This is a genomic window from Microbacterium sp. PRC9, from assembly GCF_031844125.1.
Classification (GTDB): domain Bacteria; phylum Actinomycetota; class Actinomycetes; order Actinomycetales; family Microbacteriaceae; genus Microbacterium.
This window is the reverse complement of sequence record NZ_JAUZUR010000004.1, coordinates 213,437-230,247: the sequence shown is the minus strand read 5'-3', so window position 1 is coordinate 230,247 and position 16,811 is coordinate 213,437. Positions and strand designations below refer to the sequence as shown.

Sequence of the window (16,811 nt, the reverse complement as noted above, 5' to 3'; positions counted from 1 at the left end):
CCCTCGTCGCGCGTCGGAGGATTCTCAGCCCTGCGTCGGCGAGGGGATGTGGGCGTCCGTCCGGTGGCGGAGCCACAGGACGCCCAACGGCGGCAGCACGAGCGACGCGCGGCCGCCCGCGCCCGCGTGGACCACGCCGAGGTTGCCGACGCCCGACCCGCCGTACAGCTGCGCATCGGTGTTCAGGATCTCGTCCCACACCCCGGTCTCGGGCAAGTCGAGCTCATAGGACGAGATCGGGTTGCCCGAGAAGTTGGCCGCGACGACGACCGTGTTGCCGTGCCAGTCCCTGCGGGCGAAGGCGATCACGTTGGGGTTCCACTTCGGCGCACCCAGGCGTGTGAACGCCGCACCGTCGCTGTCGCGCGCCCAGAGCGCGGACTCCTCGCGGTAGACCCGGTTGAGCGCGCCGACGAACTGCTGGAGCTGGGCGTGCGTGGGCTGGTCGAGCAGCCACCAGTCGAGCGAGCGGCCCTCCGACCACTCCGAGAGCTGGCCGAACTCCTGGCCCATGAACAGCAGCTGCTTGCCGGGGTGCCCCCACATGTAGGCGAGGAACGCGCGCATGTTGGCGAGCTTCTGCCAATGGTCGCCCGGCATCCGCGAGAAGAGGCTGCCCTTGCCGTGGACGACCTCGTCGTGGCTGATCGGCAGCATGTAGTTCTCGCTGAACGCGTACACGAACGAGAACGACAGCTCTCCCTCGTGGTGGGAACGATAGATCGGATCGCGCGTGATGTACTGGAGCGAGTCGTTCATCCAGCCCATGTTCCACTTGAAGCCGAAACCGAGCCCGGCCTGGCTGGTGGGCGCGGTGACCCCGGGGAAGCTCGTGGACTCCTCGGCGATCATCGCGATGCCGGGGTACCGCTTGTATGCGGTGGCGTTCACCTCCTGCAGGAAGCGGATCGCCTCGAGGTTCTCGCGGCCGCCGTGCACATTGGGCACCCACTCGCCGTCCTCGCGCGAGTAATCGAGGTAGAGCATCGAGGCCACGGCGTCCACGCGCAGCCCGTCGACGTGGAACTCCTCGAACCAGTAGAGCGCGTTGGCGACCAGGAAGTTGCGCACCTCGTTGCGACCGTAGTCGAAGATGTACGTGCCCCAGTCGCGGTGCTCGCCCCGCCGCGGGTCGGCGTGCTCGTACAGCGGCTCACCGTCGAAGCGGGCGAGGGCGAAGGCATCCTTCGGGAAGTGGCCCGGCACCCAGTCCATGATCACGCCGATGCCGGCCTGGTGGAGCCTGTCGATGAGGTACCGGAGGTCGTCGGGGTGCCCGAACCGGCTCGTCGGCGCGTAGTACCCGGTCACCTGGTAGCCCCACGACCCCCCGAACGGGTGCTCGGCGAGCGGAAGGAACTCGACGTGGGTGAAGCCCTGCGCGCTCACGTAGTCGATGATCTGGTCGGCGGCCTCGCGGTACGACAGCCCCTGACGCCACGAGCCGAGGTGCAGCTCGTACACCGACATCGGGCGCGACACCGGGGTCGACGTCGCGCGCTGGGTCAGCCAGGCGGCATCGCCCCACGAGTAGGAGGACTGGACGACGACGGATGCTGTGGCCGGCGGCACCTCGGCGAACCGGGCCATCGGGTCGGCCTTGAGCACCCAGTCGCCGTTGCGGGCGCGCAGTTCGAACTTGTACGCCGCGCCCTGGCCGACACCGGGGATGAACAGCTCCCACACGCCGCTCCCGCCCATCGAGCGCATCGCGTGCCCCTGGCCGTCCCAGCCGTTGAAGTCGCCCACCACGCGCACCGCGCGGGCGTTGGGCGCCCACACCGTGAAGGCGGTTCCCCGCGAGCCGTCGTGCTCGCGCTGGTGGGCGCCGAGCACACGCCACAGTTCCTCGTGGCGTCCCTCTCCGATGAGATGCAGGTCGAGCTCGCCGATGGTGGGCGAGTGACGGTAGGGGTCGTCGGCTGTGAAGTCGGGGCCGTCGGGGTACGTGGTCAGCAGCTCGTACCGGTTCAGCGCTCCCGCGCGCGTCCCCTCCCAGATCCCGGCGTGCACGTGCTCGAGCGGCACCCGGGTGCCGTCGGCGAACACCGCGGTCACGCTGCGCGCCAGCGGCCGGCGGGCGCGGATGATCCAGGTCGCGGTGCCCTCGGCATCCGTGTCGGGATGGATGCCGAGCACGGCGTGGGGATCGTGGTGCGAGCCCGTCGCGACGGCATCGAGGACCTGGTCGGTGGGCGTCATCGGGGCTCCTTCACGTGGAGGATGTGGACCGGCTCGGTGAACGCGTCGAGCATCACGTAGTTGTGATCCGACCACGTCCAGCGACCGCCGGTCACGAGGTCCTCGACCTCGTACGGCGTACCGGGCTCGACGCCCCACACACGGGTGTCGAGATGGACCATCGTCTGACGCACCGAGTGGGGATCGGTGTTGACGACCACGATGATCGTGTCGCTGCGGCCGTCGGGCGACAGTGCCGCGTCGAGGTGCTTGGCGTAGACGAGGATCGCGTCGTCGTCGCTCCAGTGGACGCTGAGGTTGCGGAGCTGTCGCAGCGCCGGGTGGGCGCGGCGGATCTCGTTGAGGCGGGTGAAGAACGGCGCGAGCGAGTCGCCGCGCTCGACGGCCCCCGCCCAGTCACGGACCTTGTACTCGTACTTCTCGTTGTCGATGTTCTCTTCGGACCCCGGGCGTGCGACGTTCTCGTAGAGCTCGTAACCCGCGTACACGCCGTAGCTGGGGGCGGCGGTCGCCGCGATGGCTGCGCGGATGCGGTACGCCGCCCTGCCGCCGAACTGCAGGTACTCCGTGAGGATGTCGGGCGTGTTGACGAAGAGGTTGGGGCGGAGGAAGGCGGAGGTCTCGTGCGCGAGGCCCGAGAGGAACTCCTCGAGCTCCGCCTTCGTGTTGCGCCACGTGAAGTACGTGTAGCTCTGCTGGAAGCCGGCCGACGCGAGGCTCTGCAGGGGAGCGGGCCGTGTGAAGGCCTCGGCGAGGAACACGACGTCCGGCTCGTCGGCAGAGATCGTCGCGATCAGCCACTCCCAGAACTGCAGCGGCTTGGTGTGGGGATTGTCGACACGGAAGATGCGCACGCCCTGCGCGATCCAGTGGCGCACGACGCGCAGCACTTCGGCGCGGATCCCTGCCGGATCGTTGTCGAAGTTGACCGGGTAGATGTCCTGGTACTTCTTGGGCGGGTTCTCGGCATAGGCGATCGACCCGTCGGGGAGCGTGGTGAACCACTCCGGGTGCGCGGCGACCCACGGGTGGTCGGGCGCGGCCTGCAGCGCGAGGTCGAGGGCGATCTCGATGCCCTCCTCGCGCGCCTTGCGCACGAACGAGCGGAAGTCCGCGAGTGAGCCGAGGTCGGGGTGGACGCTGTCGTGGCCGCCCGCCGCCGAGCCGATCGCCCACGGCGAGCCGGGGTCGCCGGGACCCGCGTCGAGGGTGTTGTTCGGTCCCTTGCGGTTGAGCGTGCCGATCGGGTGGATCGGCGGCAGGTAGAGCACGTCGAAGCCCATGTCCGCGACAGCCGGGAGCCGCTTGGCCGCCGTGCGGAACGTGCCGCTCTTGACGGTGCCGTCCTTGAGGCGACGGGCGCCCTCGGAGCGAGGGAAGAACTCGTACCACGCGCCGACGCCGGCGCGCTCGCGCTCGACGAGCAGTTCGAGGTCGTCCCCGATGGTCACGAGCGACATGACCGGCCGCTCGTGGAAGTACCGTGCGATCGCAGGGTCCTCGACGATCGACAGCGCCCCGGCGTCGTCGACCTCGGTGTCGCGCAGGGACGCCGCCGCGTCGGCGAGCGCCCGGCGTTCCGCCGCGGGGCGGCCCCTCTCGGCACCGGCCTGGTCGAACAGACGAGCGCCCATCTCGCGCATGAGAGGGGCATCCACCCCCGCCGCGATCTTGAGCGATGCGGCGTGCTCCCACGTGGCGAAGTCGTCGCCGAACGACTCGAACCGGAACCGCCAGATGCCCTGCTCGAGCAGGGCCACCTCGGTCCGCCACCGGTCGAAGCCGTCTTCGAGCGGCTCGAGGCGATGCAGCGATTCGTCGCCGGAGGGCGAGAACAGCCGCAGCTGCACGCCGATGCGGTCATGCCCTTCGCGGAACGACGTCACCCCGAACGGGACGACTTCGCCGGCGAACGCCGTGGGCCGGTAATCGCCCCACGGAACCGCCGGCGTCGGCTGGGCGAGGGGAACGCGCCGCGCTGCGGTATCGCGTTCCGGCTGCCAGGCGCGGGTCTTGCGGACAGGGAGTGCCGAGGCGCTCCGCCACGGGCGGGAGCGCACGGAGCGCGTCTTCGTGACCACGAGTCGAACCTATCGCGCGCCCGACCGGGATGACAGCGACGTGACGCGGTGCCGCGATTTCACCGGCGGTTCGGAGCTACTCGGCACGGAAGAGGCGCATCGACGTGCCGGCGAGCGAGACGGTGTCCCCGGGTGCGAAGGTCTCCCCGCTCTCGGAAGGCGTCTCGTCGGCGCTCGACCACAGCGAGACGTACCGTGTCACGTCCTCCACGTCGGGAAGCGTGACGTCGATCGCCCGCTCCGTGCCGTGGACCATCAGCAGCACGCGGTTGAACCCTTCGAACTCGGGCGTCGACGCGGCGACGTACTGCAGAGTGCGGTGCGAGGGATCGGTCCACCGCTCTATCGACATCGTCTCGCCGTGCTCGTCGTACCACTCCATGACGGACGCCGACGGCGTGCGTTCGCCGAGCCGCGCGAAGCGGCTGGGGCGCAGCGCCGGGTTCTCGCGACGCAGCCGGAGCAGGTGGCGCACGTGCGCGTACAGGTCCCGCTGCCACGGCGCGTGCTCCCACGACAGCCACGTCAGGACCGAGTCGTGGCAGTAGGCGTTGTTGTTGCCGCGCTGCGTGCGGGCGAACTCGTCGCCGGCGGTCAGCATGGGCACGCCGGCCGACAGCAGCAGCGTACCCAGGAGGTTGCGCATGGCCTTGCGCCTCGTCGCGAGGATGCGCTCGTCGTCGGTCGGTCCCTCCGCGCCATGGTTGAAGGACCGATTGGTGTCGGCGCCGTCGCGGTTCTGCTCGCCGTTGCCGAGATTGTGCTTGACGTCGTACGACACGAGGTCGCGCATGGTGAAGCCGTCGTGTGCCGTCACGAAGTTGATGCCCGCCAGCGGACCGCGGACGTCCGCGAAGGTGTTCGCGGAACCCGCGAGGCGGTTCGCGAACCCGCCGATGCCGACCGGGGAGGTCGAGGCGCGGCGGGCGTAGTCGACGTCGCTCAGCCAGAAGTTGCGGACGCGGTCACGGTAGCGGTCGTTCCACTCGCTCCAGCCGTCGCCGAAGTTGCCGGTCTGCCAGCCGCCCATACCCACGTCCCACGGCTCGGCGATCATCTTGACGCCGGCGAGCGCGGGGTCGTCGAGGATGGTGCGCAGCAGCGGATGCTCCGGGGTGAACACGTGCCCCGCGTCGCGTCCGAGCGTCGCGGCGAGGTCGAAGCGGAAGCCGTCGATCTGGACCTCGTTCGCCCAGTAGCGCAGGGAGTCCAGCACCAGGCGGGCCGCAGCATCTGTCGACGTGTTCACCGCATTGCCGCAGCCGGTGACGTCGATGTACGCACCGTCGTCCTGCTGGCGGTAGTAGGCGCGGTTGTCGATGCCGCGCAGGCTCGAGCGCGGACCGCCGATGCCCTCCTCGGCCGTGTGGTTGTAGACGACATCGAGGATCACCTCCAGCCCCGCCTCGTGCAGCAGCTTCACCATGCCCTTGAACTCGCGCAGGACCGCCTCAGGGCCCTGTCGACGTGCGTCCTCGGTGGCGTAGGCGGCGTGCGGGGTGAAGAAGTTCAGCGAGTTGTAACCCCAGTAGTTGGTGAGGCCGTGCTGGAGCAGCCGCGGTTCGGTCGTGAACGCGTGAATCGGCAGCAGCTCGATGCTGGTGATGCCGAGGTCGAGGAAATGCTGCACCATGGCCGGGTGGGCGAGGCCGGCGTACGTGCCGCGGAGGGCGCCGGGGACGTCGGGATGCCGCTTCGACAGGCCCTTGAGATGGCCCTCGTACAGCACGGTGCGGTCCATCGGGATCGCCGGCTTGGCGACGCCGCCCCAGTCGAACGATCCGTCGACGACCTCCGAGCGCCAGCCGTCGTACCCGGTGCGGACCAGGCCGCGGGAGTAGGGCTCGAGCAGGAGCGTGCCGCGGTTGAAGGTGTTGCCGGGGGCCTGCGGCCCGTCGACGCGGATCGCGTATCGCGTGCCGGGGCGCAGGAGCGGCGTCGTGATCTCCCAGACCCCGCCACCGATCGCGACCAGAGGCTCGGTCGCGGTGATCCAGTCGAGGTCGGTGTCGTCGAAGACGACGAGGTCGATCGCGTCCGCCGCGTCCGACCAGACGCGCAGGCGTGCGTGCCCGTCGAGCAGCACGACGCCCAGCCCATCGAGCTGGGGATCGAGCAGATCCGCGTCCGGGGGCGAGATCACGGAGACCGGGCTGATCATGCGGACTACCATAACCATGGTCCGAGTCGGCGGTGTTACGACACCGGGTCCTACCGGACACGGAACTCGGATGCAGCAGCCTGCCGCTCCGATCGCGAAGGGGGCTCACCGGTCATGAGCGACGTGCGGATCTATCTGGATCACGCCGCGACTGCGCCGCTGCGACCGGAGGCGCGAGACGCGTGGGTCGGGGCCGCGGCGACGGCAGGCAACGCCTCGTCCATCCACGGCGCGGGCCAGCACGCGCGACGCGTGCTGGAGGAGGCGCGCGAGCGCCTCGCCGCGGTCGTGGGTGCCGACCCGATCGAGATCGTGTTCACCTCGGGCGGCACCGAGGCCGTCAACCTCGCGGTGAAGGGCCTGTGGTGGGCGCGCCGACCGGATTCCGACGCCGTGGTGCTGCCGGACGGCGAGCACCACGCCACCCTCGACGCGGTCGAGTGGCTCGAGGCGCAGGGAGCGCACCTGCGGCACGTCGGCATCGACGACGCTGCGCGCATCCGCGTCGACGAGTTCGCCGCGGCGCTGTCGGGCGCAGCCCTGGCCACCGCGCTCGTCGCGAACAACGAGGCCGGCACGGTGAACGACGGGGCCGCGCTCTCGGCCGCGGCCGCGGCGGCCGGCGTGCCGCTGCACCTCGACGCGGTGGCGGCGTTCGGTCACGTGCCGGTGTCGTTCCGCGACTGGCGGGGTGATGCGCGGGGCCGCGCCGGGCTGGCGGCCATGAGCCTGTCCGCGCACAAGATCGGCGGGCCGCCAGGCGTCGGCGCGCTCGTCGTGGCGCGCGGCGCGGAGCTCATCGCCCTCCTGCACGGCGGTGGTCAGCAGCGGCGACTGCGCGCCGGCACGCAGGACGTGCCAGGCGCCGTCGCCTTCGCGGTCGCCGCCGAACTGGCAGAGGCGGAACGGGTGTCCGAGGCGCGACGACTGGCGGCTCTGCGGGAACGGCTGGTGCGCAGCATCCTGAGCTCCATCCCCGATGCCGAGCTGCTCGGAGACCCGATCGACCGTGTGCCCGGGAACGCGCACCTGCTCTTCCCCGGGGCATCGGGCGAGACGCTGCTCTTCCTCCTCGACATGGCGGGCGTCGAGGTGTCCACGGGATCGGCCTGTCAGGCGGGAGTGCCCGAGCCGTCGCACGTCGTGCTCGCGATGGGACGGACCGATGCCGAAGCGCGCCAGGTGCTGCGGTTCACGCTGGGGCGCACCACGACCGACTCCGACGTCGACGCCGCGCTCGCGGTGCTGCCCGACGTCGTCGAGCGCGCGCGGGCGGCGTCCGGGCCGCGGTCAGGCAGGGTTTCGTAGACTGGACCCATGCGGATCCTTGCGGCCATGAGCGGTGGAGTGGACTCCGCCGTCGCGGCCGCCCGGGCCGTCGAGGCGGGGCACGAGGTCGTCGGCGTGCATCTGGCGCTCTCACGGGCGGGCGGCACGCTGCGCACCGGCAGCCGCGGCTGCTGCACGATCGAGGACGCCATGGACGCGCGCCGGGCCGCCGACCGCCTCGGCATCCCCTTCTACGTGTGGGACTTCTCCGAGCGGTTCCGTGACGACGTCATCGACGACTTCGTGGCCGAATACCGCGCCGGTCGCACGCCGAATCCCTGCATGCGGTGCAACGAGAAGATCAAGTTCGCCGCGCTGCTGGAGCGCGCGATCGAGCTCGGCTTCGACGCGGTGTGCACGGGGCATTACGCCACGCTGGTCGACGGCCCCGAGGGTCTCGAACTGCACCGGGCCTCGGATGCGGCGAAGGACCAGTCCTACGTGCTGGGCGTGCTGAACGCCGAGCAGCTCGCGCACACCTACTTCCCGCTGGGTGCGACACCGTCGAAGGCCCTCGTGCGCGCTGAGGCCGAGGAACGCGGCCTGACCGTGGCGCACAAGCCCGACAGCCATGACATCTGCTTCATCCCCGACGGCAACACGCGCGGCTGGCTCGCCGAGAAGGTCGGCGCCGAGCGCGGTGACATCGTCGACCGGACCGGCGCGGTCGTCGGAGCGCACGACGGCGCGCATGCCTTCACCGTCGGCCAGCGCCGCGGTCTTCAGCTCGGCGTTCCGGCGTCCGATGGCAAGCCGCGCTTCGTGCTCGAGGTGCGACCCGTTTCCAACACCGTCGTCGTGGGTCCGAAAGAGGCCCTCGCCACCGCCGAGATCGCGGGCGAGCGGTACTCCTGGGCCGGGCGTCCCCAGGCCGCCGGCCAGTTCGCCTGCGATGTGCAGATCCGCGCCCACGCGGACCCCGTGCCGGCGACCGCGACGCTCGCGGACGGCCTGCTGACGGTGGTTCCCGAGGAGCCGTTCGACGGCGTCGCTCCGGGTCAGACGGCCGTGCTGTACGACGGCACGCGCGTGATCGGGCAGTTCACGATCGATCGCACGGTGTCGGCCGTTCCGGTCGACGCCTGGACCGGAACGGATGCTGCGCCGCTCGGTTCTGCGGGCGCCTGAGCGCCCTGGCGGTGTCCGACCCCGCTCCTAGACTGGTGCGGTGACGGATGACCTCGGTACGCCAGCCTCCGCCCCGCTCGATGCGGCGGCCCCCCTCCCCGCCGACTCCGGTCTGGAGGCCTCGCGCGCCGAGGCGCAGGAGCTGACGGACCGCATCATCGACGCCCGCGACGCGTACTACGGACGCAACGCCGAACTCGTCGACGACGCGACGTACGACGGGTGGATGCACCGGCTCGAGGAGCTCGAGCGGCTGCACCCCGAGCTCCAAGGCCAGGATTCGCCGACCCAGACCGTCGGCGCGGCCGAGAGCTCGATGTTCGCTCCGGTCGAGCACGCGGAGCGCATGCTGAGCCTCGACAACGTGTTCAGCCTCGACGAGCTGAGGGACTGGTGCGTCAAGGCCGAGACGGCGGCCGGCCGCAAGGTGCGGTGGCTCACCGAGCTCAAGATCGACGGACTCGCGATCAGCCTGCGCTACGAGCGGGGCGTCCTGACCTCGGCGGCGACGCGCGGCGACGGCCGCACCGGTGAGGACGTCACGATCAACGCGATCCGCGTGGCGGGGATCCCGCAGCGACTCGCAGGCAGCGGACACCCCGACCTCGTCGAGGTGCGTGGCGAGGTGTTCATCCCGGTCGCGGCCTTCGAGGCGCTGAACGCGCTACAGGCCGACATGCGCGATCGCGCCGTCGAAGAGACGCGCGCCCGCGGACGCACGTTCGACGAGGCCAAGGCGCGACTGAGCGCGGAGCGGCGGTTCCCGTCGTTCGCCAACCCGCGCAATGCCGCCTCGGGCGGCCTCCGCCAGCAGCTCGACAAGAAGGACGGCCTGGAACGCGAGGCCGGGCAGGCCCGCCTCGATTCGCTCCGCCTCTTCGTGCACGGCGTCGGCGCGTGGAGTCGCCCGCCGGTGGATTCGCAGAGCGAGACGTACGGCCTCCTCGCCGAGTGGGGCCTCCCGACCAGCCCCTACTTCCGCACGTCCGACGGCATCGACGGCGTGCTGGAGTTCGTGGAGCACTACGGCGAGCACCGCCATGACGTCGAGCACGAGATCGACGGCGTCGTCGTCAAGGTCGACGAGCTCGCGCTGCACGACGAGCTCGGCGCGACCAGCCGCGCTCCGCGGTGGGCGATCGCGTACAAGTACCCGCCCGAGCAGGTGAACACGAAGCTGCTCGACATCGTCGTCTCGGTGGGTCGGACGGGTCGCGCCACGCCGTTCGCCGTGATGGCGCCGGCGCGCGTCGCCGGGTCGGTGGTGCGTCAGGCGACACTCCACAACCAGGACGTCGTTCGCGCGAAGGGTGTGCTCATCGGCGACACGGTCGTGCTGCGCAAGGCCGGCGATGTGATCCCCGAGATCCTCGGTCCCGTGGTCGAGCTCCGCAACGGCACCGAGCGCGAGTTCGTCATGCCCGCCGACTGCCCGGAGTGCGGCTTCCCGCTCGCGCCGGCGAAGGAGGGCGACATCGACCTGCGCTGCCCCAACACGCGGGCCTGCCCGGCCCAGGTGCGTGGCCGCGTCGAGCACATCGGCTCGCGCGGTGCGCTCGACATCGAGGCGCTGGGCGAGGTGACCGCGGCAGCGCTCACGCAGCCGTCGGTGCCCGAGGTGCCTCCTCTCGAGACCGAGGCGACGCTCTTCGAGCTCACGGTCGAGCAGCTGGTGCCGATCGAGGTGGTCGTGCGCGACGCCGAGACCGGCGAGCCACGCGTCGATGACAAGTCCGGTGAGGTCGTTCGGCGGGCGCCCTTCCGGCGCAATCCCACACCCGCCGAGAGGAAGGCCGGCATCACCGACGCACAGCCGTCGGCGCAGGCGCTCACGCTCATCGATCAGCTGGAGCGCGCGAAGTCCAAGGAGCTGTGGCGCTTCCTGGTGGCTCTCAACATCCGCCACGTCGGGCCGGTGGCGGCGCGGGCGCTGGCCCAGTGGTTCGGCTCGGTCGCGGCGATCCGCGAGGCATCCCGTGACGACCTCGCCGCGGTCGAGGGCGTGGGGGGGATCATCGCCGATTCGCTCAGGGAATGGTTCGAGGTGGACTGGCACCGCGACATCGTCGATCGGTGGGCGGCGGCAGGCGCCCAGCTCGCCACGCCCGGCCACCCCGGTCCCGGAGCGGCCGTCAGCACCGGGGGAGTGCTCGACGGCCTCACCGTCGTCGCGACCGGCTCACTCGAGGGCTACAGCCGTGAGGGGGCGCAGGAAGCCATTCTCAAGGCCGGGGGCAAGGCCGCGTCGAGCGTGTCGAAGAAGACCGACTTCGTCGCGGCCGGCCCGGGCGCCGGTTCGAAGCTCACGAAAGCGGAGGAGCTCGGCATCCGCATCCTCGATGCCGCACAGTTCCACATCCTCGTGACGCAAGGACCCGAGGCGGTCGACGCGCTCGTGCCCGACGCAGGCTGACAGCGCCTGGGCCGGACGATGCGGCAGCGGGCGATGGCTGGAATGATGACCGCATGGCGCAGTGGCTTTATCGCATCGTCCCCTCTCGGCCCGAGATGGTCGCCGCTGCGACGCCCGACGAGCAGCGCATCGTGGGTGAGCACTTCGCCTACCTGGTCGCATTGCGCGACCGCGGTGTGCTGGTCATCGCAGGGCGGACGCAGGAGACCGAGGGCACGTTCGGCATCACGATCTTCGAGGCAGACGACGAGCCCGCGGCGCGCGAGGTGATGAACTCCGATCCTGCGGTGGCCGCCGGCGTCTTCGTCGCGTCGCTGCATCCCTATCGGATCGCCGTCGCGCGCGACGGCCTCGAGGGCTGAGCCGTCAGGCTCCCGTGTTCAGCGCGAGCAGGCGGTCGCGCACCTGGCGGCGCAGCACCTTGCCGATCAGGGACTTGGGTAGCTCGTCGACCACATAGATGCGTCGCGGCACCTTGTAGGGCGTGAGGATGCCCCGCGCGAAGTCGCGCACGGCTTCGACATCGATCTCCTGGCCCGGGGCGACCACGATCGCGGCGACGACCTCCTCGCCGGAGTGCTCGCTCGGGAGTCCGACGACGGCCGCGTCCTCGACCTGGGGGTACTGGCGAAGAGCGTTCTCGACCTCGGTGGGCGCGACGTTGAAGCCGCCCGTGATGATCAGCTCCTTGATCCGATCGACGATGCGCACGAACCCGGCGTCGTCGATCGTGACGATGTCGCCGGTGCGGAACCAGCCATCGGTGAACACCGCCTCGGTCTCTTCGGGCTTGCCGTAGTAGCCGCTGAACACCTGCGGGCCACGCACGACCAGCTCACCCCGTTCGCCGGCGGGCACATCCTGCGTCGGATCGTCCGGGTCGACGACGCGGCACTCGGTGCCCGGCAGCGGCAGGCCGACCGTCCCCGGGACCCGGTTGTCGGCGACCGGGTTGGCCATCAGAACCGGCGAGCACTCGCTGAGCCCGTAGCCCTCGACGAGGAACCCGCCGGACGCCGCCTCGAAGGGCACCACGAGCTCATGCGGGAGCGCCATGGCTCCCGAGATCGCGACCTGGGTGCCCGCGAGCGACACGCCCTTCTCACGCGCGGCCTTGAGGAGGCGATCGGCGATCGGCGGGACGAGCGGGAGGAAGGTGGCGGGATGCTTCTTCGTGACGTCGAGCACCATGTCGGGGTCGAAGCGGGGGAAGAGGACCAGGCGCGCGCCCATCGACATCGCGAACGTCAGGCACAGCGTGAGTCCGTAGGCGTGGAACATCGGCAGCACCGCGTAGACGACGCATCCGTCTCCGCGGACGATCGACGGGACCCACGCGCGCGCCTGCGCCGCGTTCGAGAGCAGGTTCCGATGCGTGAGCGAGGCGCCCTTCGGAGTGCCGGTGGTTCCGCTCGTGTACTGGATGAGCGCGAGGTCGTCGGTGCCGGGGCGCGGATGGGATGCCGGCAGCGCCGGCGACCCGACGACCTTCTCCCATGTCACCGTCCCCGAGACCCGCTCGGTCAGCGCCTCGCGCGCCTCGCGGGCTTTGGCGATGGGGAGCTTGAGCGCCAGGCGTGTGCCGAACGGCATCGCTGTGATTACGTCGACCGAGATGAGGTTCGTCACGGCGAGGTCCGCGGGGAACTCCTGCACAGTCGCCACGACCTTGGTCCAGACGATCGCGTGCTTCGCGCCGTGGTCCTCGAACTGCTTGCGGAGCTCGCGCGGCGTGTAGAGCGGGTTGTGCTCGATCACCACCGCGCCCAGCCGCAGGATCGCGTAGAACGCGACGATGTGCTGCGGACAGTTCGGCAGCACGATCGCGACCGGGTCGCCGGCCTTCACCCCGAGGTCACGGAGTCCGGCGGCCGCGCGCTCGATCTGCTCGTGCAGGGAACGGTAGGACGTCTCGCGTCCGAAGAACTGCAGGGCCGCAGCATCCGGGTAATCGCGTGCCGACGCATCGACGATGTCGACGAGCGAGCCGGTCACGGGGGCGAGGTCCTCCGGAACCCCTTCGGCATAGCTGGCGATCCAGGGGCGCGGCGGGTCGTAGGTCGTCACGGGCACAGCCTACGCCGGGGACGCCCGGGGCCATGGGCGCGGCCCCGGTAGTCTTGTGTGGTGTCTGAAATCACCCCCGATCTCGTGCGCCATCTCGGTGTGCTCGCCCGGATCCAGCTGAGCGACGGAGAGGTCGAGCGCCTCACCGGCCAGCTCGACGCGATCGTCGACAACATCGCCAAGGTCTCCGAGGTCGCCACGCCCGACGTCCCCGCCACCAGTCACCCGATCCCCCTCGAGAACGTCTTCCGTTCGGACGTGCCCGGCGATCTGCTGACGCTCGCGCAGGTGCTGCAGAACGCACCGGATTCCGCGGACGGCCGATTCCGCGTGACCGCGATCCTCGGCGAAGAGCAGTAAGGGGCCCGACGTGACCGATCTCACGAAGCTGAGCGCCGCCGCGCTCGCAGACAAGCTCTCCGCCGGCGAGGTGTCGAGCGTCGAGGCCACGCAGGCCCACCTCGACCGCATCGCCGCCGTCGATGCCGATGTGCACGCCTTCCTCCACGTCAGCGAGCACGCGCTGGATGTGGCTGCCGACATCGACCGCCGGCGCGCAGCAGGCGACGACCTCGGCCCGCTCGCGGGCGTTCCCCTCGCGATCAAGGACGTGCTGGTCACGACCGACATGCCGTCGACCAGCGGTTCGAAGATCCTCGAGGGCTACATGTCGCCGTACGACGCGACCGTCGTCGCGCGTTCGCGCGCCGCCGGTCTCGTCCCGCTCGGCAAGACGAACATGGACGAGTTCGCGATGGGCTCGTCGACCGAGCACTCGGCGTACGGTCCGACGCGCAACCCCTGGGACCTCTCGCGCATCCCCGGCGGATCGGGCGGTGGCTCGGCCGCCGCGGTCGCGGCTTTCGAAGCCCCGCTCGCCCTCGGCTCCGACACCGGCGGATCCATCCGCCAGCCGGCGCACGTCACCGGCACCGTGGGCATCAAGCCGACCTACGGCGGCGTCAGCCGCTACGGCGCGATCGCGCTGGCTTCGAGTCTCGATCAGGTCGGTCCCGTCACGCGCACGGTGCTCGACGCCGGCCTCCTCCACGACGTGATCGGCGGGCACGACCCGCACGACTCCACGTCGCTGGCCCACGACTGGCCGTCGTTCGCGGCCGCGGCCCGCGAGGGCGCGACCGGCGCGGTGCTCAAGGGCCTCAAGGTCGGCGTGATCCGGGAGCTTCCCGACAGCGGCTTCCAGTCCGGCGTGTCGGAGTCCTTCCGCGCGGCTCTCGCCGCGATGGAGGCCCAGGGCGCCGAGATCGTCGAGATCAGTGCGCCGCACTTCGAGTACGGCGTCGCCGCGTACTACCTGATCCTCCCGGCCGAGGCATCCAGCAATCTGGCGAAGTTCGACTCGGTCCGCTTCGGACTGCGCGTCGACGTTCCCGGCGGCACCGTGGAGGACGTCATGGCCAAGACCCGCGACGCCGGCTTCGGCGAGGAGGTGAAGCGCCGCATCATCCTCGGCACCTACGCCCTCTCGGCGGGCTACTACGACGCCTACTACGGTTCGGCCCAGAAGGTGCGCACGCTCATCCAGCAGGACTTCGCGGACGCGTTCTCGAAGGTGGATGTCATCGCGACACCGTCGGCCCCCACCACGGCGTTCAAGCTCGGCGAGAAGATCGACGACCCGCTGCAGATGTACCTCAACGACGTGACGACCATCCCGGCGAACCTCGCCGGCGTACCCGGAATCTCGATCCCGTCCGGCCTGGCGTCCGAGGACGGCCTGCCGGTCGGCATCCAGTTCCTCGCCCCGGCACACGAGGACGCTCGCCTGTACCGCGTCGGTGCGGCGCTGGAGTCCCTGCTCGTCGACTCGTGGGGCGGTCCGCTCCTCGACAGGGCGCCGGCGCTCGGCGCGAACGGAGGTGCCCGCTGATGGCGAAGGACAAGCTGATGGACTTCGACAAGGCGCTCGAGCTCTACGAGCCGGTGCTCGGGTTCGAGGTGCACGTCGAGCTCAACACCGAGACCAAGATGTTCTCGGCGGCGGCCAACCCGGCGAACGACGCGAACCACGGTGCCGAGCCGAACACCCTCGTCGCTCCCGTCGACATGGGACTGCCGGGCGCGCTCCCCGTCGTCAACGAGACCGCGGTGCGGTATTCGATCAGCCTGGGCCTTGCCCTCGGCTGCTCGATCGCGCCGTCGAGCCGGTTCGCGCGGAAGAACTACTTCTACCCCGACCTCGGCAAGAACTACCAGATCTCGCAGTACGACGAGCCCATCGCCTTCGAGGGCTCGGTCGACATCGAGCTTGCCGACGGCGAGATCGTCACGGTGCCGATCGAGCGCGCGCACATGGAGGAGGACGCCGGCAAGCTCACGCACGTCGGCGGCTCGACCGGTCGCATCCAGGGCGCCGAGTACTCGCTGGTCGACTACAACCGAGCCGGCGTGCCCCTCGTCGAGATCGTCACCAAGCCGATCTTCGGCGCCGAGCACCGCGCGCCCGAGATCGCGAAGGCGTACGTCGCGACGATCCGCGACATCGTGATCGCACTGGGCATCTCGGAGGCGCGCATGGAGCGGGGAAACCTCCGCTGCGACGCCAATGTCTCGCTGCGCCCTCGTGGCCAGGAGAAGCTCGGCACGCGCACCGAGACCAAGAACGTCAACTCGATGCGCTCGGTCGAGCGGGCCGTGCGGTACGAGATCCAGCGTCAGGCGGCCATCCTCGCCGCAGGCGGGACGATCACGCAGGAGACGCGCCACTGGCACGAGGACACCGGCACCACGTCGCCTGGTCGTCCCAAGTCCGACGCGGACGACTACCGCTACTTCCCCGAGCCCGACCTGCTGCCGGTGGCGCCGTCCGTCGAGCTGATCGAGCAGCTGCGCGCCGCGCTGCCCGAACCGCCGGCAGCCCGCCGCCGCCGTCTCAAAGCGGACTGGGGGTTCGCCGACATCGACTTCCAGGGCGTCGTCAACGCCGGTCTTCTCGCCGAGGTCGAGGCGACGATCGCCGCAGGCACGTCGCCCGCGGCGGCGCGCAAGTGGTGGACGGGTGAGCTGCTGCGCATCGCGAACGCCGAGGGTCGCGAGCCCGCTGAGCTCGCCACCCCCGCGGACGTGGCCGCGCTGCAGGCGCTGGTCGACGCGGGAACGCTCACCGACAAGCTCGCGCGCCAGGTGCTCGAAGGCATGATCGCCGGTGAGGGCACGCCGCAGGAGATCGTCGACGCCCGCGGCCTCGCGGTGGTCTCGGACGACGGCGCGCTCATCGCGGCGATCGACGAGGCGCTGGCCGCTCAGCCCGACGTGCTCGAGAAGATCCGCGACGGGAAGGTGCAGGCGGCGGGCGCCGTCATCGGCGCGGTCATGAAGGCGATGAAGGGTCAGGCGGACGCCGCGCGCGTGCGCGAGCTCGTGCTCGAGCGCGCCGGCTCGACGGGCGCGTAACGGCCGAGGGTGCACG

Annotated in this window: 11 protein-coding genes; 7 read left to right on the top strand and 4 right to left on the bottom strand. The window is 70.6% G+C overall.

Features of this window, described 5'->3' with window-relative positions; genetic code table 11:
- Positions 1–24: 24 nt before the first annotated feature.
- From glgB to glgX, 3 genes are all read right to left on the bottom strand, one after another.
- Positions 25–2,202 (bottom strand): 1,4-alpha-glucan branching protein GlgB, encoded by a 2,178-nt coding sequence (gene glgB / locus Q9R33_RS10370; protein WP_056367501.1) that lies wholly within the window; start codon positions 2,200–2,202, stop codon positions 25–27.
- Positions 2,199–4,283 carry a maltotransferase domain-containing protein gene (locus Q9R33_RS10365; protein WP_311293684.1) on the bottom strand — a complete coding sequence of 695 codons (2,085 nt, stop codon included), beginning with the start codon at positions 4,281–4,283 and terminating at the stop codon, positions 2,199–2,201. The genes glgB and Q9R33_RS10365 overlap by 4 nt, the downstream gene beginning before the upstream one ends.
- Before the next feature lie 76 nt (positions 4,284–4,359).
- Positions 4,360–6,444, bottom strand: coding sequence for a glycogen debranching protein GlgX (glgX, locus tag Q9R33_RS10360; RefSeq protein ID WP_310246987.1), 2,085 nt, complete (start codon positions 6,442–6,444; stop codon positions 4,360–4,362).
- Between the two features lie 123 nt (positions 6,445–6,567).
- Here glgX and Q9R33_RS10355 point away from each other — a divergent pair, with 123 nt between their 5' ends.
- From Q9R33_RS10355 to Q9R33_RS10340, 4 genes are all read left to right on the top strand, one after another.
- A complete protein-coding gene (locus tag Q9R33_RS10355; protein ID WP_310247297.1) occupies positions 6,568–7,752 on the top strand; it encodes a cysteine desulfurase family protein in 1,185 nt (394 codons plus the stop codon).
- Between the two features lie 9 nt (positions 7,753–7,761).
- Positions 7,762–8,901, top strand: a complete 1,140-nt coding sequence (gene mnmA, locus Q9R33_RS10350; protein WP_310246984.1) for a tRNA 2-thiouridine(34) synthase MnmA — start codon at positions 7,762–7,764, stop codon at positions 8,899–8,901.
- Between the two features lie 112 nt (positions 8,902–9,013).
- Positions 9,014–11,314, top strand: a complete 2,301-nt coding sequence (gene ligA / locus Q9R33_RS10345) for an NAD-dependent DNA ligase LigA (protein WP_396654099.1) — start codon at positions 9,014–9,016, stop codon at positions 11,312–11,314.
- A 53-nt stretch (positions 11,315–11,367) separates the two neighbouring features.
- Entirely contained in the window at positions 11,368–11,676 is a 309-nt protein-coding gene (locus Q9R33_RS10340; protein ID WP_310246978.1) for a YciI family protein, read from the top strand.
- 4 nt (positions 11,677–11,680) lie between these two features.
- Here Q9R33_RS10340 and Q9R33_RS10335 read toward each other — a convergent pair whose 3' ends face one another.
- Positions 11,681–13,381 (bottom strand): long-chain-fatty-acid--CoA ligase, encoded by a 1,701-nt coding sequence (locus Q9R33_RS10335; protein ID WP_310246975.1) that lies wholly within the window; start codon positions 13,379–13,381, stop codon positions 11,681–11,683.
- A 60-nt stretch (positions 13,382–13,441) separates the two neighbouring features.
- Between Q9R33_RS10335 and gatC the strand changes: the two genes are divergently transcribed.
- From gatC to gatB, 3 genes are read left to right on the top strand one after another with little or no spacing between them, the layout of a single operon-like run.
- Positions 13,442–13,741 (top strand): Asp-tRNA(Asn)/Glu-tRNA(Gln) amidotransferase subunit GatC, encoded by a 300-nt coding sequence (gene gatC / locus Q9R33_RS10330; protein WP_056368308.1) that lies wholly within the window; start codon positions 13,442–13,444, stop codon positions 13,739–13,741.
- 10 nt (positions 13,742–13,751) lie between these two features.
- Positions 13,752–15,272 (top strand): Asp-tRNA(Asn)/Glu-tRNA(Gln) amidotransferase subunit GatA, encoded by a 1,521-nt coding sequence (gene gatA / locus Q9R33_RS10325; protein WP_310246973.1) that lies wholly within the window; start codon positions 13,752–13,754, stop codon positions 15,270–15,272.
- On the top strand, positions 15,272–16,795 hold the full coding sequence (gene gatB, locus Q9R33_RS10320) for an Asp-tRNA(Asn)/Glu-tRNA(Gln) amidotransferase subunit GatB (protein WP_310246970.1): 1,524 nt from the start codon (positions 15,272–15,274) through the stop codon (positions 16,793–16,795). The genes gatA and gatB overlap by 1 nt, the downstream gene beginning before the upstream one ends.
- Positions 16,796–16,811: the final 16 nt, after the last annotated feature.